Genomic DNA, 25,113 nt, shown 5'->3' with positions numbered 1-25,113 from the left:
ACCGCCCCGCGCGTCCGTTGCGTCCGGTGCCGGGCGCCACCGAAGACGGGGGCGAGGGGGAGTGTTTAGATGTGGTACTCCGGGCCGGCGTGCTTGACCATGTCGTCCCATTCGACGATCTTCTTGCGCTCGCGGCCTTCGGCCTCGCCGGCGGCGCGCTCGGCGGCGTCGAGACGGTGCCAGCCTTCCCAGGTGGTCACCGCGACGTCGCTCTGGGCGAGACGGTCCAGGATGTCCTGGAGTTCGCGCTTCGGGGCCGGCTCCAGCTTGCCGGCCTCGTGGTCTTCCAGCAGCATGGCGGTGGTGTCCTTGGCGTCGGACTTGGTGTTGCCGATCAGGCCGACCGGGCCGCGCTTGATCCAGCCGGTGGCGTACAGGCCCGGGACGGCCTCGCCGCCGGGGCCGTCGAGCACGCGGCCGCCGTCGTTCGGCATCACCGACTCATTCTCGTCATACGGCACGCCCTCGACGCCCTCGGGGCGGTAGCCGATGGCGTGGTAGACCTGCTGGGCCTCCCAGGTGGTCTCCTCGCCGGTGCGGGTGACGTTGCCGGCGCCGTCGAGCTCGGTGCGCTCGGTCTTCAGCCCGGCGACCTTGCCGTCTTCGCCGAGGATCTCCACCGGGGCCTCGAAGAGGTGGATGTAGATCTTGTGCGGCGCTTCCTTGGGCTCGCGCATGGCGTAGCCCTCCAGGATCTGGCAGACCTGGTCGACGGCCTTGGCTTCGCGACGGGCGCTTTCGGAGGCCTCGTCGTAGTCGATGTCGTCCGGGTCCACGATGACCTCGATGGTGGGGGAGTGGTCGAGCTCCTTGAGCTCCTGCGGGGTGAACTTCACCTGCGCCGGGCCGCGGCGGCCGAAGATGTGGACCTCCTTGATGCGGCTGCGGGAGAGGTTTTCGTAGACGTTGTCCGGAATTTCGGTGACGCGCAGTTCGTCGGCGGTCTTGGCCAGCACGCGGGCGATGTCGAGGGCGACGTTGCCCACGCCGATGACGGCGACCTTCTCGGCGTCCAAGTCCCAGTCGCGGCTGAAGTTCGGGTTGCCGTCGTAGAAGCCGACGAACTCACCGGCGCCGTGGCTGCCGTCGAGGTCGTGGCCCGGGATCTGGAAGTCGCGGTCGTCGGTGGCGCCGGTGGAGAAGACGATGGCGTCGTAGTACTCGCGCATGTCCTCGACGGTGATGTCCTTGCCCACCTCGATGTTGCCCAGGAAGCGGATCTCCTCCTGCTCGAGGACGCGGTGAAGCGACTTCACGATGCCCTTGATGCGGGGGTGGTCCGGGGCGACGCCGTAGCGGATCAGGCCGAAGGGGGCCGGCATCTTCTCGATGAGGTCGACGCGGACGTCGACGCCGGACTTGACCAGCAGGTCCGAGGCGTAGATGCCGGCGGGGCCGGCGCCGACGACGGCGATGCGGAGGGGGGAAGCCATGGAGTTCACATTCCTTCACAAATGTACGTACAGAGTGGTCTATTAATGCACTAACCACTCAGTCTACTTATGGACTGGGGGGACACAATCGTCACCCTCAAATTTATGCAATGACCGAGCCTATGGGTAATAACGTCCCGAAGGTGTGCTTGATTGTGGCGCAATTCAGTAAAATCCGCTGTGATCTCCCCCGCTTTCAGTTAAGCTAGTCGAGGAAATCACACAGATTGAGCCGAAGCCGGGTAGGGAGACCACCTACGATCCTACGGCCGGTGGCGATAGAAAGGCGTGGCCTATGTCCGACAACCGATCCGTCCTCCTCACCGTCGAGGGGCGCAGCTTCGATGGCATTGACCTGGACGGCCTGGCCTCCGGAAACCATCTCCTCCGCGTCGACCTGGGTGAACTGGCGGGCCTGGCCGCCGTCATCGACAGTGCCGCAGACCGCTCCGACATCTTTTACGTGGGCACCGGCAACCTCGACTTCGACGCCCGTGCCGCCGCGGCGATCGGCGTCCCGTTGCTGATCGCCTACGACCGGAGCGGCCCGCACGTCGAGCGCGCGATCCGCCAGGCCACGGACCTCGGCGCGGTGGTGGCGGAAGCCTGCGACGGACATCGCCTGGCCTGGGCGGTCGGCCCGGCGCTCGAGGTCGAGGCCCCGCAGGTGATGAGTCAGGCGGTGTTCGAGCACCGCCTGCTGAACAAGGCGAAACGGATCGGCGCGCACATCGTCCTGCCCGAAGGAGAGGACAGCCGTATCCTGCGGGCGGCCCACCGGCTGCTGGCCGACGACATCGCGCGGTTGACCATCCTGGGCAACCCGGACCAGGTCAACGTGCGGGCAGAGGAACTCGGCTTGGACCTGTCCAAGGCGGACATCCTCAACCACCACACCAGCGACCTGGCGGAGCGCTTCGCCCGCACTTTCGTCGAGCTCCGCAAGAAGAAAGGCGTGACCCTGGACCAGGCCCGGGAGACGATGAAGGACGTCTCCTACTTCGCCACGATGATGGTCCACGAAGGAATCGCCGACGGCATGGTCTCCGGCGCGGTCAACACCACCGCCCACACCATCAAGCCGGCCCTGCAGATCATCAAGACGACCCCGGAGGCCTCCGTCGTCTCCTCGATCTTCCTCATGGTCTTCGAAGGCCACCACTGGGCGTTCGGCGACTGCGCCGTCAACATCAACCCCACCGCCGAACAGCTGGGCGAAATCGCCGTCGTCTCCGCGCGGACCGCCTCGCAGTTCGACATTGACCCGCGCGTGGCCATGCTGTCCTACTCCTCCGGCACCTCCGCCTCCGGCCCGGAGGTCGACCGCACGACTACCGCCGTGGAAAAGGCCCGTGAACTCAACCCGGGCCTGCTCGTCGACGGCCCGCTGCAGTTCGACGCCGCCGTGGACCCCGGGGTGGCGGCCAAGAAGATGCCGGACTCCGACGTCGCCGGCCGCGCGACCGTCTTCGTCTTCCCGGACCTCGAATCCGGCAACATCGGCTACAAGGCCGTCCAACGCACCGCCGATGCACTCGCAGTCGGGCCCATCCTGCAGGGTTTGAAGAAACCAGTCAACGACTTGTCCCGCGGCGCCACCGTCCCGGACATCGTCAACACCGTCGCCGTCACCGCGGTCCAGGCCGGGGAAGGGAAGTAAATGAGCTACGCCTTCGTCATCAATTCCGGCTCCTCTTCGATCAAGTTCCAGATCGTCGATCCCGCGGCGGACGCCTCGGAAGCGCCCCTGGTCTCCGGCGTCGTCGAGCAGATCGGCGAGCCCAACGGCCGGCTGACCGTCCATTACCAGGGGGAAAAGCATTCCGAGCAACGCCCCATCGCGGATCACACCGCGGGTCTGCACACGGCGATTAAAAGGCTGGAGGCGCTCGGATGCGGGCCGAGCGACCTCCACCTCGTGGCCGTCGGCCACCGCGTGGTGCACGGCGGCCTGGTCTTCTCGCAGCCGGAGGTGATCAACGACCAAGTCGTCGACATGATCCGCGACCAGATCCCCCTGGCCCCGCTGCATAACCCCGCCAACATCGACGGCATCGAGGTCGCCCGCGAACTGCTGCCGGACATCCCGCACGTGGCCGTCTTCGACACCGGCTTCTTCGCCCACCTGCCGCCGGCCGCCGCCATCTACGCCATCAACAAAGACGTCGCCGGCGACCACCAGGTCCGCCGGTACGGCTTCCACGGCACCAGCCACGAATTCGTCTCCGCACAGGCCGCCGCCATGCTCGACCTGCCCGACGCGGCCGTCAACCAAATCACCCTGCACCTGGGCAACGGCGCCTCCGCCGCGGCCATCCGCGGCGGTGAACCGGTCGACACCTCGATGGGGATGACCCCGCTCGCAGGCCTGGTGATGGGCACCCGCACCGGCGACATCGACCCCGGCGTCATCTTCCACCTCTACCGCCACGCCGGGATGAGCATCGACGAGATCGACCAGTTGCTGAACAAGAAATCCGGCGTCAAGGGCCTCGCCGGCGTCAACGACTTCCGCGAGCTACGCGCCATGATCCAGGAGGAGGACCAGGACGCCTGGCTGGCGTACAACATCTACATCCACCAGCTCCGCCGTTTCCTCGGCTCGTACATGATCTCCGTCGGCCGCGTCGACGCCATCACGTTCACCGCCGGCGTCGGGGAGAACGACCGCTTCGTGCGTGCCGACGCCTTGGCCAACCTGGAAATGTACGGCGTCAAGATCGACCCGGAACGCAATGCGCTGCCCAACGACGGTCCGCGGGAAATCTCCGCCGACGACTCCCAGATCAAAGTCTTCGTCATCCCCACGAACGAAGAGCTGGCCATCGCCCAGAAGTCCGTCGCGTTGGTCGCCGACCACCGGTAGACGAGGGGGCGCCGCAGCGGCCGGGATCAGAACCAGGTCACCGGCCGCACCTTGTTGGCCATGTCCACCAGCGCGTAACGGTGCTGCGAATAGGGGGACATCCGCGCCAAATCCTGCAGCGTGTCCGACAACCCGTGCCGCAGCCCCCGCTGGGTGAAGGGGTACTCGAACAAGGCGTTCGCCGCCGACGCCTGCTCCAGGCCGGCGTCGCGCAGGAAATTTAAGCCCGCCGACATCACCGCGATCTTGATCTGCAGAAACCGCGGCTCGTTGGCGGGGATCTCCTCCAGTCTCCGGGACGCCCGCCGGATCCGCGACTCCGTGAGCTCGCCGCTGACCAACTGCAGAATCGTCGTCAACTTCGCCATTCGCTGATGCCGCGAGGACACCGGCACCCGGTCCAGGGCGCGGACGGACATCTCGATGAGCTCCTCCGCCATCAGCTGCCGGGACAACCCGAACGCGGACGACATCGTCGTCGGGTTCGTCGCCCAGATCATGCCGTACAGACGAATCGCGTGAAAACGCAGGATTTCCGGATCCTCCGTCAGATGCGACCAATTTTCGGACAGCCGCTCGAAGAGCGGATCCTCGACCTCCCCCAAATCACCCTCCAGCTGGGAGGCGGCGGCCGCCGCCGCCGGATTCAGCAACGGCGTATGATCCAGGCCTTTCTCCTGCAGCATCAGATCATCCACGGCCGCCAACCCCAGCTTCGGGGCGGCCTCCCCGGGCAGGATGTCCAGCACCGCGGCGAAATGCTGCTGGGCGGTGACGAAGTCGTCGAGAAGCAGCGCCGTCACCCCCGAGTACCACTGGAACCGCCACGTTTTCCCCAGTCGGTCCCTGAGCGTGGCCAACCAGCTGCGGGCCTGCTCGGTGAACCCCAGATCGAGCATCGTGCGCACCACCCCGAAGGGGATCTCGGCGGAGTGCTCGTACTCAGCGGTCTGCATCGCTTGCCGCAGCGTCTCCAGCGTTTCCAGCGGCTCCGTGTACGACGAGCCCGACAACATCGCCGCCCCCACGTCCGCCCGGTCGATCAGCGGCGCCGGCAACGCCGCCACGATCTCCTCTGAAGTGATCTTGACCGTGCGGTCGATGCCGTCGATGAGCTGATCCGTGCGAAACACCAGGTGTTTCGTGCCGAAAGTCGTACGCTGCGGAGAAAACAACGAATGCTGCGCCGGGTGCTGAATCCCGTCGCGCAACGCGATGACCTCCCGCAACACCCCGTACAGTTGCGTCTCCAACTCTGCGATCGAGGTAAATCGGTGCTCCGGGTTCGGATCCGTGGCACGCATCAGCAACCGGTAGAACGACAGGAAACGACGGAAAATCGGCTCCTCGCTCGGCGAGGGCAACCCGTCGACGAAGACGCCGTCCTTCTTCGGTATGTGCACCGTCATCACGGCCAACGTGCGGCCGATCGTATAAATGTCGCTGGCGATGCTCGGCCCCTGGGACGCCACTTCCGGAGCCTGGATCCCCTTCGTGCCGTAGATGTAGCCGAAGGCGCCGATGCCGGACACCGCCCCCAGGTCGATCAGCTTGACCTGATCCTCCGTGACGATGACGTTGTCCGGCTTCAAGTCGTTGTAGACGACCCCGCGGGTGTGCAGATACTCCAGCGCCGGCAACACCTCCAGCAGGTAGGCGATGGCCGTGTCGATGGGAAACAACCCGTCCGGCTGGGCGTCGCGGCGCTTCCGCAGCGTCGGCCCGCCCACGTACTCCATGACGATGAATCCGCCCGGCACGCGGGGATCGTCGATGAAGTTGTAGATCTTCACGATGCCCGGGTGCGTGATGTCCGCCAGAAACTCCCGCTCGGCCACGACCGTGGCCGCCTCCTGCTGGTTCTTCTTCGACTGCAGGCCTTTGAGCACCACCAGCCGATCCGAGACGAACTTGTCGTTGGCCAGGTACACCCAGCCCAACCCGCCGTGGGCGAGCACCCCCAGGATCTCGTACTGCCCGGCCACCAGCGCCCCGGTCTCCAGCTGCGGCGCGGGCACCCCCTTGGCCACCGCGTCGGCCGGGTCCCGCAGCGCGTCCTCCGGCCTGGTGGGCGGGACGAAAGGGAGGCTGACCATGCCGTCCGCCACCGGCCGGGCGGTGCGGCGCGCGCCGCGGCGGGAGCGAAACGTGCTGATCGCCTCGCGGTGCGAACGCTCGGCCGTGTTCAGGCGTTGCTCGTCCCGGGTGTCGCGCAGCTCGTCGAGGTCTTTGAGCAACTCCGCGATGTCCTCTTCGGCGTCGTCCGTGTCCTGCTCGTAGTCATCGTCGTCGGCGAACGGGTCGAAGGCGACGGCCTGGGTGCCGTGCGTGTCGACGGGCTCGGACAGCCCGGTCACCGGAGTCGACGCGCCGTCGCCCTCCGCCTCCTGGTCGGCCCCCTGCTGCTCCGGCAGAGGACGGATGCTGCGGTCGGTGTCCTGCTCACTCATCGGTCGATTCCTCTCGGTACTGCAGATCCGGCGGGCCCAGGCTGGTCAAATACGGCCCGAACCACCGGTCGAACATCGTCCACCACGTCCCGTCCCGCCGGATCCGTTCCATCGTGGAGTTGACCTGGCGCACCAGCCCTTCCGTGTTGCGTTCCTCCGCCTCTTTCGCAATCGCCACCCCGTAGTGTTCCTGGCCCACCGCGGCGCCGGTCAAGTGCGTGAACGGGTCCTGCGAGGCCATGCCGGAAAGCACCGTGTTGTCGGAGATGATCGCGTTCGCCTGATTCTGTTGCAACGCCATCAGGCAGTCTGACCACCGGCGGGTGAGCAGCAGCTGCGACTCGGGCGCGTGGAGCCGGGCGTGCTCCAACGACGTCGAGCCTTCCGCTATGCACACCGTTTCCCCGGTCAGGTCCTCGTAAGTGCGGACCCCGGATCCCTGTACGGTGAGCAGGCGCACGTCGGCGTTCATGTACGGGGTGGAGAACTCCAGGATTTCCTGGCGGTCCTGCGTGATCGACATCGTGCTGATCACGACGTCGACGGTGTCATTGAGCAGGGCGTTCTCCCGCTCGCCGGCCTCGATGAACCGAAAATCCACGGCATTGGAGTTGCCGAAGATGTCGCGGGCGATTTCCCTGGCCAAATCCACCTCGAAGCCTTCCAGCTGGCTGGTGACCGGGTTGCGGAAGGACAGCAGGTTCTGGGACTGGTCGATGCCCACGATCAGGCGGCCGCGGTCGACGATCTGGGGGACGCGCTCTTCCGGCGGGGCGTCGTCCGGGCGGAGCGAGCCCACGACCTCCTCCGTCTCCGGGGCGGACGGCGGGACGTTGCCGGCGTCCTCGATCACGGAGCCGGCGGGAAGCGGCGGGCCCGCCGGTTCTTGGGCCTGATTCTGCGCCTGCTGGAGGGAAGACGCGGTCTGTTGTTCCGAAGACGGCGGAGGCTCCGGGAGGGGAGCGCAGGCGGCCAGCGTGGCGGCGGCCGCGAGCAAGGCGGTCAGGACACGGGCGCGCATCACAGGTACTCCTGGAGTCGGGCTCGGATGCCGATCCACACGCTCAATACGGCGATGACGGCCAGTACCAGCACCACCGCGGCGACGGAACGGTTGGCGCCGGCGCCTTCCTGCACGAACTCACGCATGGTGGCGCGGGCGTCGTCGATGAGCTCGGCGAGGGCGCGGTCCAGGCGGGCGTAGGATCCCGCCGCCGTGGGGGCTTCGCCGGGGCGTTGCAGTGCGCTGTTGGAGAGCCGCAACGCCTCATCGTAATTGCCGTTGTCCAAAGCCTCGGTGAAACGGTTGTGGGAGTTTTGCCAGTCGGTCAGCGCCGAGCGGGCCTGCGCCACCGTGGACTCGTCGGCGTCCGGCGCCTCCGCGTAGGAGTCCAGGGCCAGGTTGACCGTGAACACCGTGGAATTGAAGGACTGCGTCGACTGGGTGACGGACTCCCGGCGCACCAGGGCGAGCGTCTCCGTCGTGCGGGCCTGCTGAGCCTGAATCCGGGACGCGGTCAGCGAGTCCCACGGCTGGGCGGCTTGCTCGAAGCCACGGGTGCCGGCTTGCCAATTGACGAAGTTGGAGCCCGCCACCCAGCCGGTGGCCACCACCATCGCCAACGTGGCGGCCACAAAGCCGCGGTTGAAGCGGCGGCGAGTGGTTCGCCACAGCCACCACTGCGCCAGCAGCAGGAAGCCGATCGCGGCGAACAGCCCGGACAACGGCACCCACTGCGGTTGGGTGAGCTCCTGCTGCTGTTCGCCGACGCGGTCGCTCGTCGCGGTGAACAGGTCGGCGGCCGTCGGCAGAATGCGCTCGCGCATCAGCGCGGAGGCATTCGCCATGTAGGTGATGCCCACGGGATTGCCCACCCGGTTGTTGGCGCGTGCGGTCTCCACCAGGCCGGTGTAGACGGGCAATTCCCGTTGCACCTGGGCGACCAGTTCACGCAGCCGCTCCTCGTCGGGGGGAATGCCGACGGCGGCCTCCGTCGCCGCCGAGGTGGCTCGCTCGATGGCGGCGTGATAATCCTCCAGCCGGTCGGCGTTGCCCACGCCGGGTTGCACGAAATTGGTCGTGGCGATGGTGTCCGCCAACGACAGGTTCGAATACAGGTTATGCGTCGAGTACGACAGCGGCTCCGTGGAGGACAGCAGAACCCCGAGCCCCTCCTGGCGGTTGGCCGCGGACTGCGACATGGAATATCCCGCCGCCCCGATGGCCACGGACATCACCAACGTGATCGCGACCATCTTGCCCGGCGTGGTGGCCAAGAAGGAGAGGATGCGACGCAGCCGGTGCCAGGGGCCGGCGAGTGTTCCGGAGAGGAAACCGGAGGCGGTGGTGCGGGAGCCGTTGGCGCGATCCGCCGCCAGCTCATCCATCCAGGCATCGTTGTATGGGGAGACGTCCTCCGCCCTCGTGTCAGGCGCGGCGGGACCTCCCGGATTCGTCTCCGTCCTGTGACGGCTCCCAACGCCGTTCATCTGTTTAACACTAGCCCCTCATCCCGCCAATTAGCCATGGTCGACACCCCCTGCGGGGCCACCGCGGGTAGCCTCGTGGACATGGAAGGCGATGGAAACGGATGGGCGGCCGCTCCCGGCGGCTCGCGGGTGTGGGGACGTCACGGGGCGGCGGGACTGTTTTTGATCGCTGCGGAACCCGAACCGGAGTTGTTGATGCAGCATCGCGCGTTGTGGACGAATGCGGGCGGGACCTGGGCGTTGCCCGGCGGTGCCCGGGACTCGCATGAGGACGCCGCGGACGCCGCCGTCCGGGAATCCGTGGAAGAAACCTCCCTCGACCCCCGCCTGATCGAGATCCACCGCAGCGAAGTCACCGCCGGCCCTTTCCCGGCCGACCCGGATCGCCCTGCCTTGGCCGGAGGGTGGACCTACACCACTGTGCTGGCACTCACCCGCGACGGCGCGCGCATCGACGTCGACCCGAACGAGGAGTCCCTCGAGTTGCGCTGGGTGCCGTTGCATAAGGTCGAGGACTTGCCGCTCATGCCAGCGTTCCGGGAGGCGTTTCCCAGGTTGAAGACCCTGTCCACGGAGCTATTTCAGTGACTTCTGTGACAGGGTTGAGCGCATGATCGAAGTTTCCGGGCTCACCAAGGATTACGGGAAGGTCCGCGCCGTCGACGACTTGAGCTTCACCGTCGCCCCCGGCGTGGTCACCGGCTTCCTGGGCCCCAACGGGGCGGGCAAATCCACCACCATGCGCATGATCCTGGGCCTGGACGCGCCGACCGCGGGCTCCGCCACGATCGGCGGGCGCCGCTACGCCGACATCGCCCGCCCCTTGACCAAGGTCGGCGCCCTGTTGGACGCCAAGGCGGTGCACCCCAGCCGCTCGGCGGCGGCGCATCTGCGCTGGCTCGCCCACTCCAATGGATTGCCCGCCAGACGGGTGGACGAGGTGCTGGGCCTGGTCGGATTGAGCGCTGTGGCGGGGAAGAAAGCCGGCGGTTTTTCCCTCGGCATGGGGCAACGGCTCGGCCTGGCGGCGGCGCTGCTCGGGGACCCGGAGGTGCTCATCCTGGATGAGCCGGTCAACGGACTCGACCCGGAGGGCATCCGGTGGGTGCGCGGCCTGCTCCAGGCGCTCGCGGGGGAGGGCCGCACGGTGTTCGTCTCTTCGCACCTGCTCGCGGAGATGGCCATGACCGCCGACCACCTCATCGTGATCGGCCAGGGGCGCCTGGTCTCCGAGTCCTCGATGAGCGAGTTCATCCGCCGCCATTCGGCCACGTCCGCGATCGTGCGCACACCCGACTTACCGGCGCTCCAGGACCTGCTGCGGACGGAGGGCCTCGATCACCGGGTCGACGTGGACCCGGAGGGGCGCCAGTTCCTGGAAGTCCCCGACCGCACCACCGACGAGGTCGGTGCGTTGGCCTTCGCCGGCGGCGTCGCGCTGACCGAACTGACCCAGCGCCGGGCCTCCCTGGAGGACGCGTACATGCAGATCACCCGGGACAGCGCCCAGTACCGGGCGCAGCCCGCGCACCCGGCGCAGGAGGAGAAGCGATGACGGTGCACCACACCCTGCTCTCAGAGTGGACGAAGCTGCGCACCACCGCCTCGTTCTGGTGGACGACCGGCCTGGTCCTGGTGTTGTCGATCGGCTGGGCGGCGTTGACCACCTGGTCCCTGACGTTGTTGTCGGGGGATCTCGGTGGCCCGGGCGCCGCTGTGGTGGGGCCGATGATCACCCCGGACATCGTGCTCACCGGGTTCACCAGCTTCGGCATTCTGATCATCATGATTCAGGCGGCGATGACGGTGACCACGGAGTACCGCTACGGGCTGCCGTCGATAAGTTTCCTGGCCACCCCGCGCCGCGGGCAGGTCGCCCTGGCGAAGGCACTGCTGTACGCCGCGCTCGCCGCAGTGATCTCGGGCGCGGCGGCGGCCGGCGCCTACGTGGTGGCCCTGGGGGTGCTCGCCGGTGACTCGCCGGGCGTGTTCACGCCGTTCTCCGATCCCGCCGGCCAACGGGCGCTGTGGGCGGTGCCGTTGGCGATGTTCGTGCTGGTGTTCCTCTGCCAGGGGGTCGGCATGCTGGTGCGGCAGTCCGCCGGCGCGATCTTCCTGCTGGTGCTGTGGAACCTCGTCTTCGAGACCGCGGTGCGTCTGCTGCCGCGGTGGGGCGAGGACATTCACACCGTTTTACCGTTCGTGAACATGGATGCCGTCATCCAGAACACGCCGGTCTACGGGGCGGAATGGGGAGTGTGGGGGTCGTTGCTGATCTTCGTGGCCTGGTCGTTGGCGGTGTGGCTCGTCGGCGTGTTCGCGCTGCGCGCCCGCGACGCCTGAGGCCGGCGCCCGGCTACTGCAGCGCGCTGGTCAGACGCATGACGTTGTCGATGTAGCGTCGCCAGAACCCGCGCTTATTCCATTCCTCCAGCGTCAGCGGGATGGACACCGACTTATAGGTCTCGCCCAGCAGGTACAGGTCGTCGAGCAAATCACCCTCCGCCACGAGCAGCGTCGATTCGTAGTTGAGCCCGAAAGAGCGCATGTCCAGGTTCGAGGAGCCGAAAGCCGCGACGGGGACGCCGGACTCGGGGCCGTGGTCAGCCAACAGGAACTTCGTGTGCAGGATGTACGGGGCCGGGAACTGGTGGATGTGCACCCCGGCCTCCAGCAGCGCCTGGTAGTAGGAGGTCTGGGCGTGGTGCACCACGAACTGGTCCGCTTGCTCGGACACCAGCAAATCCACCCGGACCCCGCGGTAACAGGCGGTGGTCACCGCCGACAGCAGCGCCTCGTCCGGAATGAAGTAGGGGGAGCAGATCACCAGGTGGTTTTTGGCGTGGTGGATGATCGAGATGAAGGTCCGCAGGTTCGGTTCCGTGGTGTAGCCGGGACCCGAGGGGATCATCTGTAAGACGTTGGTGTCGCCGGGGCGTCGCTCACCGTCGTCGACCGGGGGAGAAATCGCCAGGGACTCGCCGGATTCGCTGTACCAGTCCACGGCGAAGACCGTCTCCATGGACGTGACGATCGGGCCGGTCAGCTCCACCATCACGTCGATCCACTGGCGCCCCGCCCGGCGGTGGTTGGCCATGAGGTAGCCGCGGTCGATGAGATTGAGGGAGCCTAAGAACCCGATCTCGCCGTCCACGACGATGATCTTGCGGTGGTTGCGCAGGTCCGGGCGACGGAACCGGCCCCGCCAGGGCGCCAGCGGCAGCATCATGCGCCATTCGACGCCGATCGCGCTGAGCCTTTTCCCGAGCTTGCGGGAGCCGGGGTATTTCAGGGAGCCGATGTGGTCGAAGAGCAGCCGCACCTTCACCCCGCGGTCGGCGGCACGGCCGAGGGCCCGGTAGAACTCGTCGGTGCTCTCGTCCCAGGCCTGGATGTAGACCTCCACGTGGATGTAGTCGCGGGCGGCGTCGACGACCTCCACGAGGCGGTGCAGCGCATGCTCGTAGTCCGCCCACAGCCCCTGGTTGTGGCCCACCGTGGCGGGAAACGTGGTCAGGGTGCGGTTGAGCCGCAGCATCGACTCGATCTCCGGGTCGGGGTCCATGTCGACGGGGTGATCCGGGATCTCCCGCTGCGCGTCGCCGACCATGACGTTGGCCTCCTGCTGAATGCGGTGGCGACGTCGGCTGACGAAGTTGGAGCTCATCATCAGATACAGCGGCAAGCCGACGATCGGCAGGAAGAGGATCAGCAGCAGCCAGGCGTTGGCGGAGGAGGGTTTCCGGTCCTCCGGGATGACTCCGATGGCGAGCAGTTTGATGCCGTATTCGAGGATCAGGCCGATCCACTGCCACGTCGTCAGGTCGACGTCGATGCTCACGACAGTCAGCGAACTTCGTCGTAGGCGGGCGCACTCTGGCCGGCGCCCGCAAAGTCCACCACCACCGGGGCGTGGTCGGAGGCGCCCTTGCCGGAGCGCTCCTCGGTGTCGACGAAAGCGTCCTTCGCCAGCTCGGCGAGCGATTCTGAGGCGAGCTGGAAGTCGATGCGCATACCCTCGCCCTTCTGGAAGCGCATGCCCTTGTAGTCCCAGTAGGTGTACTTCTCATGCGTCAGCCCACGGGTGACCTCGGTCAGACCGGACTCCAGCAACATGTCGAAGGCCGCACGTTCCGGTTCCGTGACATGGGTCTTGCCCTCGAAGACGGAGATGTCCCACACATCCTCGTCCCGCGGGGCGATGTTGAAGTCACCGGTGAGCACGAGCTGCTGGCGCGGATGCTCCGCCAGCTGATGTTCCACGTGAAACCCCAACTGGTACAGCCACGCCAACTTGTAGTCGTAGTGCGGGTCGCCGATCTCCCGGCCGTTGGGCACGTACAGGCTCCACACCCGGACGCCGCCGCAGGTAGCGCCCACCGCGCGGGCCTCCCGGTCCTGCGGCTGCGCCGGATCCTTGTGGAATCCGGGCTGGCCCGGAAAGTGGTCGGCGACGTCCTCCAGCCCGACGCGGGAGAGGATGGCCACCCCGTTCCACTGGTGGTAACCGACGTGGGCCACCTCGTAACCGAGTTCAATGAAGGTCTCGTAAGGGAACTTGTCGTCCTTGACCTTGGTTTCCTGCAGCGTGAGCACATCGATCTCGTGGCGGGTCAAGAAATCGACGATGCGGTCGGCGCGGCTGCGGACCGAGTTCACGTTCCAGGTGGCGATTCGCATGGCTAACAGCCTACCCGGGCAAAAGCCGCGGGCGTCGGTCGGTGGGAAACTAGACTCCGTGGACATGAACAGATTTCGCACCATTCATAAAGAGAGTGAAGGAATGACGCGCCGGGTCATCCTCGTCGACACGACCACGGGGGTCTGTTACCTGGAGTTTGCGCGCGGCTCCGCGGGCGGGCTGACCCCGCTGTTGGACGCGCACGGCAAGCCCGTGGTGGCCTCGCCCGGGGAGTATCTGACCTGATCGGCCCGCGGCCGGGTCAGCCCGCGGCCGGATCAGATCCGGCGGGGACGTTGACCGCCCACAGCACGCCGTACCGGTCGGTGACCTGCCCGTAGTGCGCGCCCCACGCGACCGGGGCCAACGGCATGGTCAGGTCCGCGCCGGAAGCGGTGAATTTCGCGAGCATGTTCTCCGCCTCCGCCACCGTGGCGTAGTTCAGCAGAAAAGAGTAGGCGTGGGAGTCCAACGCGTCCGCGGTGGGCGTCAGGACGTCGTCGCCGCCCGCCAGGCTCAGTCCGTCGGCGACCAACGTCCCGTGCGCCAGGGCGTCTGCGGGCGGGTCGAAGGGGAATGCGCCGGTGAGCTCCCCGTAGGTGGTCAGCTCGAGTTCGCCGCCGAAGATGTACTGGTAATAGGTCAGTGCTTCGGCGCCGGTGCCGGGGAAGGACAAGTACGTGTACGCGTGCATGTGGAAGTCTGCTCCCAGTGGGTGGTGCGGGCGAGGACGACGGGGCACGCCCCAGCCTACGTGTCCCGGCGGGCGTAGCGGTGCCGGTGCTGCTCCAAGAAACCGAGCTTGTCGTAGAGTGCGATGCCGGCGGCGTTCGACGAGACGACCTGCAGGTACGCCTTCTCGGCGCCGCGGTCGGCGCCCCAGTACACGGTGTCCGCGCCGAGGCGGGTGCCCAACCCCTGCCGGCGCCACGTCGGGGTGACCTCCACTGCGGAATATCCCAGCCACACCGTCTCGTCGCCGGATTCGGTCAGGGTGGCGCGCGTGATGGCGACGGTCTCGCCGGCCGGCGTGGTCAGCCGGGCGAATCCCATGGTCCCGTCGATCTGGTCGTGCAGGAGTTGAAGCGCCCGGGCGGGCAGTTCCCGGCCGCGGAAGTGGTAGAGCGTCAGCCAGTCGGCGTCGGGCTGCGGGTCGACGGAAAAAGTGAGCCCGGCGGCGCCGCCGTCGACGGGCGGGGCCGGCAGGTCACTCAAGTCCTGCAGGTCACGGACCATGACGAGGATCTCCGGGCCGAGCGTCCAGCCGCCGGCCGCGACGAGGCGTTCGGCGGGTTTGCCGATGCGCTCGGGGATGTGCAGCTGCACCGGCAGGTCGTGGCGGGCGTAGAAGGCTTCGATCTCGGTCAAGGGCAGATCCACAAAACCCGCGGAAGGGCCCAGCGGAGTCGCGGAGTTGGAGCGCTCCGTGATGCCGTCGCCGGCGCGCATCAGCCACTGCCCGTCCTCGGTCCACGTGTGTTCGACGCCGGGAAAAGCCTTGGCGTAGGCGGTCTCCACGTGCCGGATGTCGGAGTTGCGGATCATCCGCGGACTGAGCCGTTTGATGATGTGGATCTGTTCGTCCGGGACGATGATCTCATCGAGCGACGACGGGAAGCCGCCGACCTCCTGCGGGCGCACCGTCAGCGGGGCCAGGGCGGTGACGTGGCCGATGACGTCGGAGAAGATCTCGCCGAGCCGGCGGCGGACGACGATGCGTTCGCCGACGGAGACGTCGTCGGAGCGGAAGATGCGTGACATTTAATGTCCGAAGGGGTCGTCGTCGACGCCCGGGGTCCAGGTCCGGCCCGGTTCGGTCCACCCGTTGGCCTTGATGGCCTTTTTGGCGGCGCGCTTGTTCCGCCCGATCAGGACGTCGGTGTAGACGTAGCCGTCGAGGTGGCCGACCTCGTGCTGCAGGCAGCGGGCGAAGAAGCCGTAGCCTTCGACCTCGACGGGGTCGCCGTTTTCGTCGGTGCCGGTGACCTTGGCCCAGTGGGCGCGGCCGGTGGGGAAGGATTCTCCGGGAACGGACAGGCAAGCTTCCTGGTCGTCGTCTTCGTCCGGCATGGTCTTCGGGATCTCGGAGGTTTCCAGCACGGGGTTGACGAGGGTGCCGCGGCGCATGCCGCCGTCCGGTTTCTCGTTGCCGTCCGCGTCCTCGACGTCGGGGCAGTGGTAGACGAAGAGGCGCTTGTTCACGCCGATCTGGTTGGCGGCGAGGCCGACGCCGTTGGCGGCGTCCATGGTCTCGTGCATGTCCGCGATCAGCTCAGCGAGTTCGGCGGGGGACTCGGTGACTTCTTCGGTCGGGGTGTGCAGGACGGGGTCGCCGTGAATGACGATGGGACGGATGGTCATGGCATACAGTTTAAGCATGGCCGAACTCAGCGACATCGACGCCCGCATCCTCGCCTTCGAGGAACGGGCGCCGCGTTCGATCGGGGCGAAGGAAGAGTCGATCCGCGCGGAGTTGGGGATCAGCCCGGTGCGCTATTACCAGCGTCTCAACCTGCTCATCGATCTGCCTGCGGCGATGCAGGAGCATCCGACGTTGACGGCCCGGCTACGGCGGATCCGGGACCGGCGTGCGCAGGAGCGGGAAGGGTGACAGGGGCTTCCTCCGCCATAGTTGCAGAGACGGTGCAACTTTGCGTGAAGTGTGCAAAATGCTTTAAGCTCTCACTGTTTCCTGTGCCCCTCCTCCCTTAAGGACTTCGTGCCGCATGGCCACCTTCTTGTATCGACTCGGTAGCCGCGCCTACCGCACCGCCTGGCCGTTTCTGGCCTTCTGGCTCGTGTTGCTGATCGCCGTCGGCACGCTCGCCGGCGTCTTCGGCAAGACGCCTTCCTCGAACTTCAGCATGCCGGGGCTCGACTCCGTGACCACCATGGAGAAGATGCAGGAACGCTTCGACGACGCCGAAGACTCCACCACCGCGCCCACCGGCAGCATCGTCGTCCAGGCCCCGGAAGGTCGCACCCTGGTCGATCCGGAAGTCAACGCCGAGGTCAACGCCCTGCTTGACGACGTCCGCGCGACCGGCGTGCTCGCCGACCCGGAGACGATCGTCGACCCCGTCCTGGGGGAGCAGGGGCTGCAGGCCCAGATGGTCCCGCAGCTGCAGGCACAGGGGGTGCCCGAAGAAAAGATCGCCGCCGACGTCGCGGCCGTCAGCCCGCTGAGCCCCGATGAGACCACCGGCATCGTCACCGTCCGATTCGACGCCGACGAGGTCGGCGACATCCCCGCCGAGGACATCCAGGCGGTCACCGACGTGCTCGACGCCCAGGATGAGAGCGCGTTGACCGTCGCCTACAACGGCAACGCCTTCAGCGCGGCCGCCGCCGAGATCAACCTGACCTCCGAGCTGGTCGGTCTGCTCGTCGCCGCCGTGGTCCTGCTGGTGACCTTCGGCTCGGTCGTGGCCGCCGGCATGCCGCTGATCTCCGCGATCATCGGCGTGGGCGTCGGCGTGTTGGGCATCAGCCTGGCCACCGTCTTCACTGATGCGGTCAACGACATCACCCCGGTCTTGGCCTCCATGATCGGCCTGGCCGTGGGCATCGACTACGCCCTGTTCATCGTCTCCCGCTTCCGCAACGAGCTGATCAAGGCCTCCGGCGCGAACGACCTCGAGCCGAAGGAGCTGGCGCAGAAACTGCGCGGCATGAGCGTGGACACCCGCGCCCACGCCATGGGCATGGCCGTGGGCACCGCCGGCTCCGCCGTGGTCTTCGCGGGCCTGACGGTGCTCATCGCACTGGCCGCGCTGTCCATCATCAACATCCCCTTCCTGACCGCCATGGCCCTGGGCGCGGCGGCCACCGTCGCCATCGCCGTGCTCGTCGCCCTGACGCTGCTGCCGGCCCTGCTGGGACTGCTGAGCGTCCGCGTCTTCGCCGGCCGCGTGCCCGGCGTGAAGGCCCCGGACCCGGAAGACGAACACCCGACGATGGGGCTGCGCTGGGTCCGCCGCATTCGTCACCGGCCGGTGCTGCACCTGGTGGCGGGCGTCGTCGTGCTCGTCCTGCTGGCGCTGCCGGCGGTCAACATGCGCCTGGCCATGCCCACCGACGGCACCGCCAGCCCGGACACTCCGCCGCGAGTGGCCTACGAAATGACCGAGGACGCCTTCGGCGCGGGCCGCAACGCCCCGATGATCGCCGTCGTCGACGCCGTGGACCTGCCCGACGAGCAACGCCCGGCCGCCTTCGGCGCCGCCACGCAAGAATTTCTGGGTGTGGACGGGGTGGCCAACGCCCAGGTCGTCGGCACCACCGAGAACTTCGACACCGCTCAGATCCTGATCACCCCCGAATTCGGCGCCACCGACGAACGCACCTCCGACACCCTCGACCGGTTGCGGGACGCCGCGCCCGGCTTCGCGGACGAGACCGGCGCCACCTACGGCGTCACCGGCGTCACCCCGATCTTCGACGACATCTCCCAGCGCCTCCAGGACGTGCTGCTGCCGTACATCGCCATCGTGCTGGTGTTGGCCTTCGTGCTCCTGCTGCTGGTGTTCCGCTCCATCTGGGTGCCGTTGATCGCCGCCCTGGGCTTCGGGCTGTCCGTGGTGGCCACCTTCGGCGTGACCGTGGCCATCTTCCAGGAGGGGTGGTTCGGGCTGATCGACGACCCGCAGCCGCTGCTGAGCTTCCTGCCGATCATGCTCATCGGCCTGGTCTTCGGCCTGGCCATGGACTACCAGCTCTTCCTGGTCACCCGCATGCGCGAAGGTTGGGCGAGCGGCAAAACCGCCGGCAACGCCACCGCCAACGGCTTCAAACACGGCGCCCGGGTGGTCACCGCCGCCGCACTGATCATGATCTCCGTGTTCGCGGCCTTCATGCTGCAGGAGATGGTCTTCATCAAGACCATGGGCTTCGCCCTGGCGATCGCGGTGTTCTTCGACGCCTTCATCGTCCGCATGATGATCATCCCGGCCACGATGTTCCTGCTCGGCGAACGCGCCTGGTGGCTGCCGGCGTGGCTGGACAAGATCGTGCCCCGGGTCGACGTCGAGGGAGAGGGCATCCGCCACCTGACTGTGGAGGATGGGCAGGAGCCCGGCCGAGAGCCCGCAGCGGCCCGATAAACTCGGAGGCGATATGTCCAGTCTGCGAGAAACCAAGAAAGCCGCCACCCGCGCCACCTTGGCGCACGCCGCCGCCCGCACCGCCCTCGACGGCGGCGCCGAAGGGCTGACGGTCGCCGCCGTGGCGGAGGCGGCGGGGGTCTCCCCGCGCACCTTCCACAACTACTTCGCCTCCATGGACGAGGCGCTGGTGGCCTTCATCGTCGACCGTTCCGCCGATCTGGCGACGCGGTTCGACGAGGTCCCGGCGGGCGTCGGCATCTTTGAGGCGGTCGAGCGCGTGCTCGTCGCCGGCCTGCACGAGGATCTCGGGGAACGCGGGGAATGGGATTCTTTCGCCGTCCTTTTCCAGGTCGGCGATGTGCTGCAGACGTTGACGGGGGCGCAGTCCCGGCCGGGACTGGCCAGGCGCCTGTACCCGGTGTTTGCGGCGGTGTTGCCCGCTGACGGTGGCCTCGACGACTTTGAGGTGCAAGTGACCATTCAGGCGGCGGTGGCCGTGGCCCGCACCGCCCTGGAGGCCTACTACGACCTGCCGGAACCGCGTGACGTGGCGGCGGGGGAACGGTTGGTGCGGCGAGCTTTCGCCGCCGTGCGGTTGGCGTAGCCGGGTCCGCGATGAATATTCTGGCGCGCCGGTAAAGACAAGACCCCGCCAAGCGGGTTAATGTTACGGGTGTGACGAATGTGAATCCGGAGAACTCCACCAACCAGCCCGCCCCGGAAGGCAAGGACGCCGCCGGGGGACTGCCGCTGCGCGGCCTGGCGATGGTGCTCATCGCCGTCGCCGTCCTGCTCGGACTCTGGGGCCTGTACTCCCTGACCCAGGGTGACGGCAACGGCACCGTCGCCACCTCGGGCGACGAGGCCGAGACCTCCGCCACCATCGAGCAGGGCGGGACCGGCGACGCCGGCGACGCCGACCAGGATCCGAACGCGCCGGACGCCGCTGCAGAGGATGGCGGCGACGACGGCAGCGAGGGGGAAGATGGCGAAGCCGCCGCCGGAAACGGCCGTGACGGCGCGGATGCCGACGCCGACGACGACGAACGTGACGCCCGGCGCGACGACGAGGACGGGCGCGACACCCGTGGTGAGGCCGCCGCGTCGGACCGCTCCGCCGGAGCCGCCGGCGCCGGCACCTCTGCCAAGTCTGAGCCTGTGGTCAACGTCCTGAACAACTCCACCGTCAACGGCCTGGCCGAAGACATCTACGACCGCCTCGAAGAAGAGGGCATCGCGGTCGGCGAGCACGGCAACCTGCCGGGCGAGGTGACCACGCTCAAGGAAACCACCCTGTACTACCACCCGGGGGACATCGCCGGCGAGCGCGCCGCCCGCGACCTCGGCGACCGCATCGGCGACACCAACGGCGTGCCCGTGCGCATCGAGCCCAACATCGACGGCTTGCCCGAGGAGACGACCGGCCCCGGCAAGGTCACCCTCGCCCTGATCGGAGAGGTCGTCCTCTGATGACCGTCCCGATCCCGCCCGTCCCGAAACTCGAGTTCAACCGCTCCCCGAAACACACCCTCGGGGTGGAGTGGGAACTCGGCGTCATTGACCCGCAGACCCGCGACCTGGTGCCGAAGGCCGTGGAATTGATCGACCTCGTCGCCCCCAAGCATCCGAAGCTGCACTTCGAACGCGAATTCCTGCAGAACACGGTTGAATTGGTCACCGGCGTGCACGATGCCGTCCCGGCTGCCATCGACGAGCTCACTCGCGGTGTCGACGCCTTGCAGGAAGGCGCCGAGGAGCTCGGCGTGCGCCTGTGGGCTTCCGGTTCGCACCCCTTCTCTGATTTCCGGGAGCAGCCGGTCAGCGCGAAGATGACCTACGCGGAAATCATCAACCGCACCCAGTACTGGGGTTCCCAGATGTTGATCTGGGGGATCCACGTGCACGTGGGCATCTCCCACGAAGAGCGCGTGTGGCCGATCATCAACGCCCTGATGACGAAGTACCCCCACTTGCTGGCCCTGTCGGCCTGCTCCCCGGGCTGGGACGGCATCGACACCGGCTACGCCTCCAACCGCACCATGCTCTACCAGCAGCTGCCGACCGCCGGCATGCCGTACCACTTCACCTCCTGGCAAGAATGGGAGGAATTCGAACGAGATCAGGCGATTTCCGGGGTCACCAGCCACACCGGCTCCATGCACTTCGACATCCGGCCGGCCGCGAAATGGGGCACCATCGAGGTCCGTATCTCCGATGCGACCAGCAACCTGCGGGAGTTGTCCGCCATCGTCGCGCTCACGCACACCCTCGTCGTGCACTACGACCGCATGCTCGAGCGCGGGGAAGAGCTGCCCACCCTGCAGCCCTGGCACCTCGCGGAGAACAAATGGCGAGCGGCGCGCTACGGCCTGGAAGCCCTGGTGGTCACCTCCCGCGACACCGAGGAAAGATGGGTGACCCAGGAGCTCAGTGAACTCGTGGACGAGCTGACGCCGCTGGCCGAGGAACTCGGCTGCGCCGCGGAATTGAACCTGGTCCCCGAGATCTTGGAACGCGGCGCCGGCTACGCGCGCCAACGCCGTATCTTCCAGCGCACCCGCGACTGGAAGAAGGTCGTCGACGCCACCTGCGACGAAATGGAACAGCTCCGACCCCTGTGACGGCGGTGGGGGCGAACGTCATGCACTCCTATCGGAACACCGTGTGAGCTCCCTAGTCTGACCTGCAACATACTTTCGGGTCATCTGGCTAAGGGGCTTTCCTGGTTCGGGACATTCACAACTTCATCGGCGGAGAGCACCCGCCGGGCGCCTCTGGCGCGTCGAGGTGGGCTACTTCAGGACGTCGATGGCCGTCGGCAACGGGCCAAAAATCACGGAATCCAACGTTACGGTGGCGCTCAACGCTGCGGTCGACGCCTCAGCCCCCGGCACGGCCCCGCCCGACTGGTCCGGTTCGAGGGACGCCGCGCCCGAACGGCCGGCGGAGCACTGGTTGAGCAGGAAACGCAGATTAGTGGAACGCACCTCCCGCTCATCATGCGCCACCCTGGCCTTCATCGCCGGCACGTCGGCGACGCTGACCTCATACTGCAAGACTCCCTCGGCGACGGGGACCGCTTGCGCGCCGGGCAGGTTCGCGGTGATGAAGGGGCGTTCCGAAGACGTGGCCGTGAGGGTGCAGGCGCCGTCGTCCTCCGTGATGATGGCGGCCCCGGCGGCTGGAGTCGTGCCGAGGATGAGGGCTGCGGCGGCGATGGCGCCCAGACCGCGCCACCTCATCTTCGACAATGTCATTTGTTTTAACTTAGTCGTCGTATTTATTTAGTGGGACACTAAGAGGTTGAGGTTCGATAACGTTTCTATAGCTTTCTACAATGGGGGACATGACCCGTAACGTCGTTTTCCTCCACCCCGCCGGCACCCAACCCGACTCCTGGGTCGGCGTGGTCAACGCCCTGCCGCCGGGCGTCACACCCTGGTTGCCGAACGTGTCCACGGGCGACCTGGGCTCCCAGTTCGCGGACGTCGAAAAGCTGCTCGACCGCAACGAACTCCGCGACGTCGCGTTGGTGGCCTTCGGCACCGGCGCGCCCGCCGCCGTCCTGTTGGCGGCGCGGCAGCCGCACCGCGTGAATTCCCTGGTGCTGGCCTCCCCGCTGTTGCACGTCGATCCGGAGCGCACCCAGGCCATGGCCCGCGCCCTGAAGTGGGTGCCCGGTTTCCTGCTCAAGCGCCGGGGGATGGACAAACACGAGATGCTCGCCCGCCTCGCAGAAGGCCCCGTCCATGAGCCCGCCGCCGCGCTGGCGGAGATCACCGCTCCGACGCTGCTGCTGTCCACCCAGGAGAAACAGGTCGCCGAACAAGTCTCCCAGACCGCCGAGCGGATGCCGCAGGCCACGGTGCGCGTCATCGAGGACGTCTCCGGCGCCTGGTACGAAGACGACCCGGACCGGTTCAGTTCCGAGGTCTTCCAGTTCCTCGACCAGGGGCGGTAGGGGGCGCAAAACTCCCCCGGGCGCCGACTGATTTCAGATACCGTCGAAGACATGTAATCACGACCCCTCGACTCAGGAGCGCCTGTGACCCCCGACCCCCACACCGAATCCGGATCCGACCTGCATATCGCGGCCGACACCGGCGGCACCTTCACCGACATCGGCATCCGCCTGCCCGGCGGCGGCCTCGCCGTGTGGAAGGTGGCCTCCACCCCGGACGCGCCGGACGACGCAGTGATCGAAGGCGTCACGGAGGCGCTCCGCCGACAAGACGGCGACCCGGCGGACGTCACCCGGCTGGTCCACGGCACCACCGTGGCCACCAACACCGTGCTCACCCGCGACGGCGCCCGCGTCGGGCTGGTCACCACCCGCGGTTTCCGCGACGTGCTCGCCATCGCGCATCAGGCCCGCCCCTCGCTCTACGACAACACCGTCCACCGCGCGCAGCCGCTGATCGGCGACGACGCGATCGTGGAGGTCGACGAACGCGTCGGCTCGGGCGGCGACGTCATCGCCGCGCTGGATGAGGGACAACTGAAGCAGGTCGCCGAGGAACTCCGTGCGTTGGGCCTGGATTCTCTCGTGGTCTCCTTCATCAACGCCTACTCAAACGACGAGCACGAACGCCGGGCCGTGGAGATCCTGCGCCGGGAAAACGTCGCTCCGATCGTCGTGGCGGCCACCTCCATTTCCGCAGAGATGCGTGAATATGACCGCACCTCCACCGCCGCGATCAACGCCTACGTCCAGCCTAAGGTCGCCGGCTACATGGGGCGGCTGGAAGAGCGGATCGAGCAGATGCAGATCCCCTCGCAGCTGTGGATCATGCAGTCCAACGGCGGCCTGCTCAACCCGGTCACCGCCAGCGAGCACAGCGCGCGCACGGTGCTCTCCGGACTGGCCGGCGGCGTCGCCGGCGCGAGCCGGTGGGCACGTCACCTGGAGCTGGACAACGTGGTCAGCTTCGACATCGGCGGCACGAGCACGGACATCGCCTTGATCCGCGGCGGCGAACCGGACGAAACCACCACCGGCGAGATCGACTCGATGCCGCTGCGCTTGCCGAGCATCGACCTGCACACCATCGGGGCGGGCGGCGGCTCGATCGCCTGGCGCGACTCCGGCGGCAGCCTGCGCGTCGGCCCGCACAGCGCGGGCGCCGACCCCGGGCCCATCGCGTACCGCCGCGGCGGCACCGAGCTGACCGTCACCGACGCGCATGTGGCGCTCGGCCGGCTGGGCACGGAACTGCTCGGCGGGGAGTTCACTCTGGACGTCGAGACGGTGAACCGGCAGATCGCCTCCCGGGGCGAGGAGATGGGGCTGGACCCGCAGGAGACCGCGGAAGGCATCATCAAGGTCATCACCGCCACGATGGCCCGCGGCATCCGCAAAGTCAGCGTCGAGCGCGGCATCGACGTGCGTTCCTGCCACCTCATGGCCTTCGGCGGCGCCGGCCCGCTGCACGGCGCCGACCTGGCCCACGAACTGGGGATGCGCTCGGTGGTCATTCCGCCGCATCCGGGCATCGCCTCGGCCGTCGGCATGCTGGATGCGCCCGTACGCCATGACTTCGCCGCCCCCGTGCACGCCGACGCCGGCACCGGCCTGGGCGACTTGCCCGCCGAATATCGACGGTTGGAACAGCGCGCAGAGGAGGAGATGGGCACCGCAGACTTCGAGGGCGAGTACCTGGTCGACGCCCGCTACGTCGGCCAGAGCTACGAGCTGACCATCCCCTTCCTGGACGATTTCGACGCCCAGCTCGAGTCCTTCCACGCCGCACATGAGCGACGCTACGGATTCCGCGACGAGGACGCGGCCATGGAAATCATCGTCGTGCGCCTGATCGCCGTCATCGGGCACGACGACGCCCCGCAGGAGCTGCACGAAGGCAGCGGCCCAGAACCCGAGCCCACCGGCCGCCGCGACGTCTACGTCGACGGACGGTGGCTGGACGTCCCGCTGTATGACCGCGCGGCGCTGCCGCCGAATTCCACGATCGCGGGACCGGCGATCCTCAACCAATTCGACACCACCACCTACGTCCGCCCGGACCAGGACTGCCGGTGCGACGCCCACGGTTTCCTGCACCTGACGCCGCGGAAGAAGTAAGGGATAAAG

23 protein-coding genes are annotated in these 25,113 nt (G+C 67.5%); 13 read left to right on the top strand and 10 right to left on the bottom strand.

Annotated features, from left to right (window positions below; all coding sequences use genetic code 11):
• Positions 1 to 65: 65 nt before the first annotated feature.
• On the bottom strand, positions 66 to 1,433 hold the full coding sequence (locus B841_RS11710) for an FAD-dependent oxidoreductase (RefSeq protein WP_020935706.1): 1,368 nt from the start codon (positions 1,431 to 1,433) through the stop codon (positions 66 to 68).
• A gap of 295 nt (positions 1,434 to 1,728) precedes the next feature.
• On the opposite strand from B841_RS11710, the gene pta reads away from it, so the two are divergent.
• Entirely contained in the window at positions 1,729 to 3,093 is a 1,365-nt protein-coding gene (gene pta / locus B841_RS11705; protein ID WP_020935705.1) for a phosphate acetyltransferase, read from the top strand.
• Positions 3,094 to 4,299, top strand: a complete 1,206-nt coding sequence (locus B841_RS11700; RefSeq protein ID WP_020935704.1) for an acetate kinase — start codon at positions 3,094 to 3,096, stop codon at positions 4,297 to 4,299. It abuts the gene before it with no gap.
• A gap of 26 nt (positions 4,300 to 4,325) precedes the next feature.
• On the opposite strand, the gene B841_RS11695 is transcribed toward B841_RS11700, so the two are convergent.
• From B841_RS11695 to B841_RS11685, 3 genes are read right to left on the bottom strand one after another with little or no spacing between them, the layout of a single operon-like run.
• The gene (locus tag B841_RS11695) at positions 4,326 to 6,749 is read right to left on the bottom strand and encodes a serine/threonine protein kinase (RefSeq protein WP_020935703.1); all 2,424 of its coding nucleotides are present in this window, start codon (positions 6,747 to 6,749) and stop codon (positions 4,326 to 4,328) included.
• Positions 6,742 to 7,770 (bottom strand): glutamate ABC transporter substrate-binding protein, encoded by a 1,029-nt coding sequence (locus tag B841_RS11690; protein WP_020935702.1) that lies wholly within the window; start codon positions 7,768 to 7,770, stop codon positions 6,742 to 6,744. The genes B841_RS11695 and B841_RS11690 overlap by 8 nt, the downstream gene beginning before the upstream one ends.
• Positions 7,770 to 9,137, bottom strand: a complete 1,368-nt coding sequence (locus B841_RS11685; RefSeq protein ID WP_020935701.1) for a hypothetical protein — start codon at positions 9,135 to 9,137, stop codon at positions 7,770 to 7,772. The genes B841_RS11690 and B841_RS11685 overlap by 1 nt, the downstream gene beginning before the upstream one ends.
• Before the next feature lie 183 nt (positions 9,138 to 9,320).
• Here B841_RS11685 and B841_RS11680 point away from each other — a divergent pair, with 183 nt between their 5' ends.
• Genes B841_RS11680 through B841_RS11670 form a run of 3 tightly spaced genes read left to right on the top strand, consistent with a single transcriptional unit; the run spans position 9,321 to position 11,582 of the window.
• Entirely contained in the window at positions 9,321 to 9,827 is a 507-nt protein-coding gene (locus B841_RS11680; RefSeq protein WP_041632370.1) for an NUDIX domain-containing protein, read from the top strand.
• A 22-nt stretch (positions 9,828 to 9,849) separates the two neighbouring features.
• Positions 9,850 to 10,794 carry an ABC transporter ATP-binding protein gene (locus B841_RS11675; protein ID WP_020935699.1) on the top strand — a complete coding sequence of 315 codons (945 nt, stop codon included), beginning with the start codon at positions 9,850 to 9,852 and terminating at the stop codon, positions 10,792 to 10,794.
• Positions 10,791 to 11,582: an ABC transporter gene (locus B841_RS11670; RefSeq protein ID WP_020935698.1), complete on the top strand. Its 792-nt coding sequence runs from the start codon at positions 10,791 to 10,793 to the stop codon at positions 11,580 to 11,582. The genes B841_RS11675 and B841_RS11670 overlap by 4 nt, the downstream gene beginning before the upstream one ends.
• A 13-nt stretch (positions 11,583 to 11,595) precedes the next feature.
• Here B841_RS11670 and cls read toward each other — a convergent pair whose 3' ends face one another.
• Entirely contained in the window at positions 11,596 to 13,080 is a 1,485-nt protein-coding gene (gene cls / locus B841_RS11665) for a cardiolipin synthase (protein WP_020935697.1), read from the bottom strand.
• Positions 13,081 to 13,085: 5 nt separating this feature from the next.
• Entirely contained in the window at positions 13,086 to 13,919 is an 834-nt protein-coding gene (locus B841_RS11660; RefSeq protein WP_041631892.1) for an exodeoxyribonuclease III, read from the bottom strand.
• Between the two features lie 64 nt (positions 13,920 to 13,983).
• On the opposite strand from B841_RS11660, the gene B841_RS11655 reads away from it, so the two are divergent.
• Positions 13,984 to 14,166: a DUF6440 family protein gene (locus B841_RS11655; RefSeq protein ID WP_041632368.1), complete on the top strand. Its 183-nt coding sequence runs from the start codon at positions 13,984 to 13,986 to the stop codon at positions 14,164 to 14,166.
• Positions 14,167 to 14,182: 16 nt separating this feature from the next.
• Here B841_RS11655 and B841_RS11650 read toward each other — a convergent pair whose 3' ends face one another.
• From B841_RS11650 to B841_RS11640, 3 genes are read right to left on the bottom strand one after another with little or no spacing between them, the layout of a single operon-like run.
• The gene (locus B841_RS11650; RefSeq protein WP_020935694.1) at positions 14,183 to 14,614 is read right to left on the bottom strand and encodes a VOC family protein; all 432 of its coding nucleotides are present in this window, start codon (positions 14,612 to 14,614) and stop codon (positions 14,183 to 14,185) included.
• Between the two features lie 56 nt (positions 14,615 to 14,670).
• Positions 14,671 to 15,681 (bottom strand): N-acetylglutamate synthase, CG3035 family, encoded by a 1,011-nt coding sequence (locus B841_RS11645; protein ID WP_020935693.1) that lies wholly within the window; start codon positions 15,679 to 15,681, stop codon positions 14,671 to 14,673.
• Positions 15,682 to 16,281, bottom strand: coding sequence for a peptide deformylase (locus tag B841_RS11640; protein ID WP_020935692.1), 600 nt, complete (start codon positions 16,279 to 16,281; stop codon positions 15,682 to 15,684). It abuts the gene before it with no gap.
• On the opposite strand from B841_RS11640, the gene B841_RS11635 reads away from it, so the two are divergent.
• The 5 genes from B841_RS11635 to B841_RS11615 all read left to right on the top strand — a co-directional run bounded on the left by B841_RS11635 (position 16,280) and on the right by B841_RS11615 (position 21,646).
• The gene (locus tag B841_RS11635) at positions 16,280 to 16,531 is read left to right on the top strand and encodes a DUF3263 domain-containing protein (RefSeq protein WP_041632367.1); all 252 of its coding nucleotides are present in this window, start codon (positions 16,280 to 16,282) and stop codon (positions 16,529 to 16,531) included. The genes B841_RS11640 and B841_RS11635 overlap by 2 nt on opposite strands.
• Positions 16,532 to 16,646: 115 nt before the next feature.
• On the top strand, positions 16,647 to 19,022 hold the full coding sequence (locus B841_RS11630) for an MMPL family transporter (protein ID WP_020935690.1): 2,376 nt from the start codon (positions 16,647 to 16,649) through the stop codon (positions 19,020 to 19,022).
• Positions 19,023 to 19,035: 13 nt separating this feature from the next.
• Positions 19,036 to 19,629, top strand: coding sequence for a TetR family transcriptional regulator (locus B841_RS11625; RefSeq protein WP_020935689.1), 594 nt, complete (start codon positions 19,036 to 19,038; stop codon positions 19,627 to 19,629).
• A gap of 71 nt (positions 19,630 to 19,700) precedes the next feature.
• Positions 19,701 to 20,495, top strand: coding sequence for a LytR C-terminal domain-containing protein (locus B841_RS11620; protein ID WP_020935688.1), 795 nt, complete (start codon positions 19,701 to 19,703; stop codon positions 20,493 to 20,495).
• On the top strand, positions 20,495 to 21,646 hold the full coding sequence (locus B841_RS11615) for a glutamate--cysteine ligase (RefSeq protein WP_020935687.1): 1,152 nt from the start codon (positions 20,495 to 20,497) through the stop codon (positions 21,644 to 21,646). Before B841_RS11620 ends, B841_RS11615 begins: the two co-directional genes overlap by 1 nt.
• A gap of 171 nt (positions 21,647 to 21,817) precedes the next feature.
• Here the strand turns inward: B841_RS11615 and B841_RS11610 are convergent, their stop codons facing one another.
• Complete coding sequence (locus B841_RS11610; RefSeq protein ID WP_156844803.1) at positions 21,818 to 22,282, bottom strand: hypothetical protein; 465 nt, start codon at positions 22,280 to 22,282, stop codon at positions 21,818 to 21,820.
• Positions 22,283 to 22,371: 89 nt separating this feature from the next.
• Here B841_RS11610 and B841_RS11605 point away from each other — a divergent pair, with 89 nt between their 5' ends.
• The gene (locus B841_RS11605) at positions 22,372 to 22,986 is read left to right on the top strand and encodes an alpha/beta fold hydrolase (protein ID WP_020935685.1); all 615 of its coding nucleotides are present in this window, start codon (positions 22,372 to 22,374) and stop codon (positions 22,984 to 22,986) included.
• Positions 22,987 to 23,070: 84 nt separating this feature from the next.
• Positions 23,071 to 25,104, top strand: a complete 2,034-nt coding sequence (locus tag B841_RS11600) for a hydantoinase/oxoprolinase family protein (protein WP_020935684.1) — start codon at positions 23,071 to 23,073, stop codon at positions 25,102 to 25,104.
• The last annotated feature ends 9 nt before the right edge of the window (positions 25,105 to 25,113 follow it).

Source organism: Corynebacterium maris DSM 45190 (assembly GCF_000442645.1).
GTDB lineage: Bacteria > Actinomycetota > Actinomycetes > Mycobacteriales > Mycobacteriaceae > Corynebacterium > Corynebacterium maris.
The sequence above is the reverse complement of the archived record's forward strand: the minus strand, read 5'-3'. Positions and strand labels throughout refer to the sequence as shown.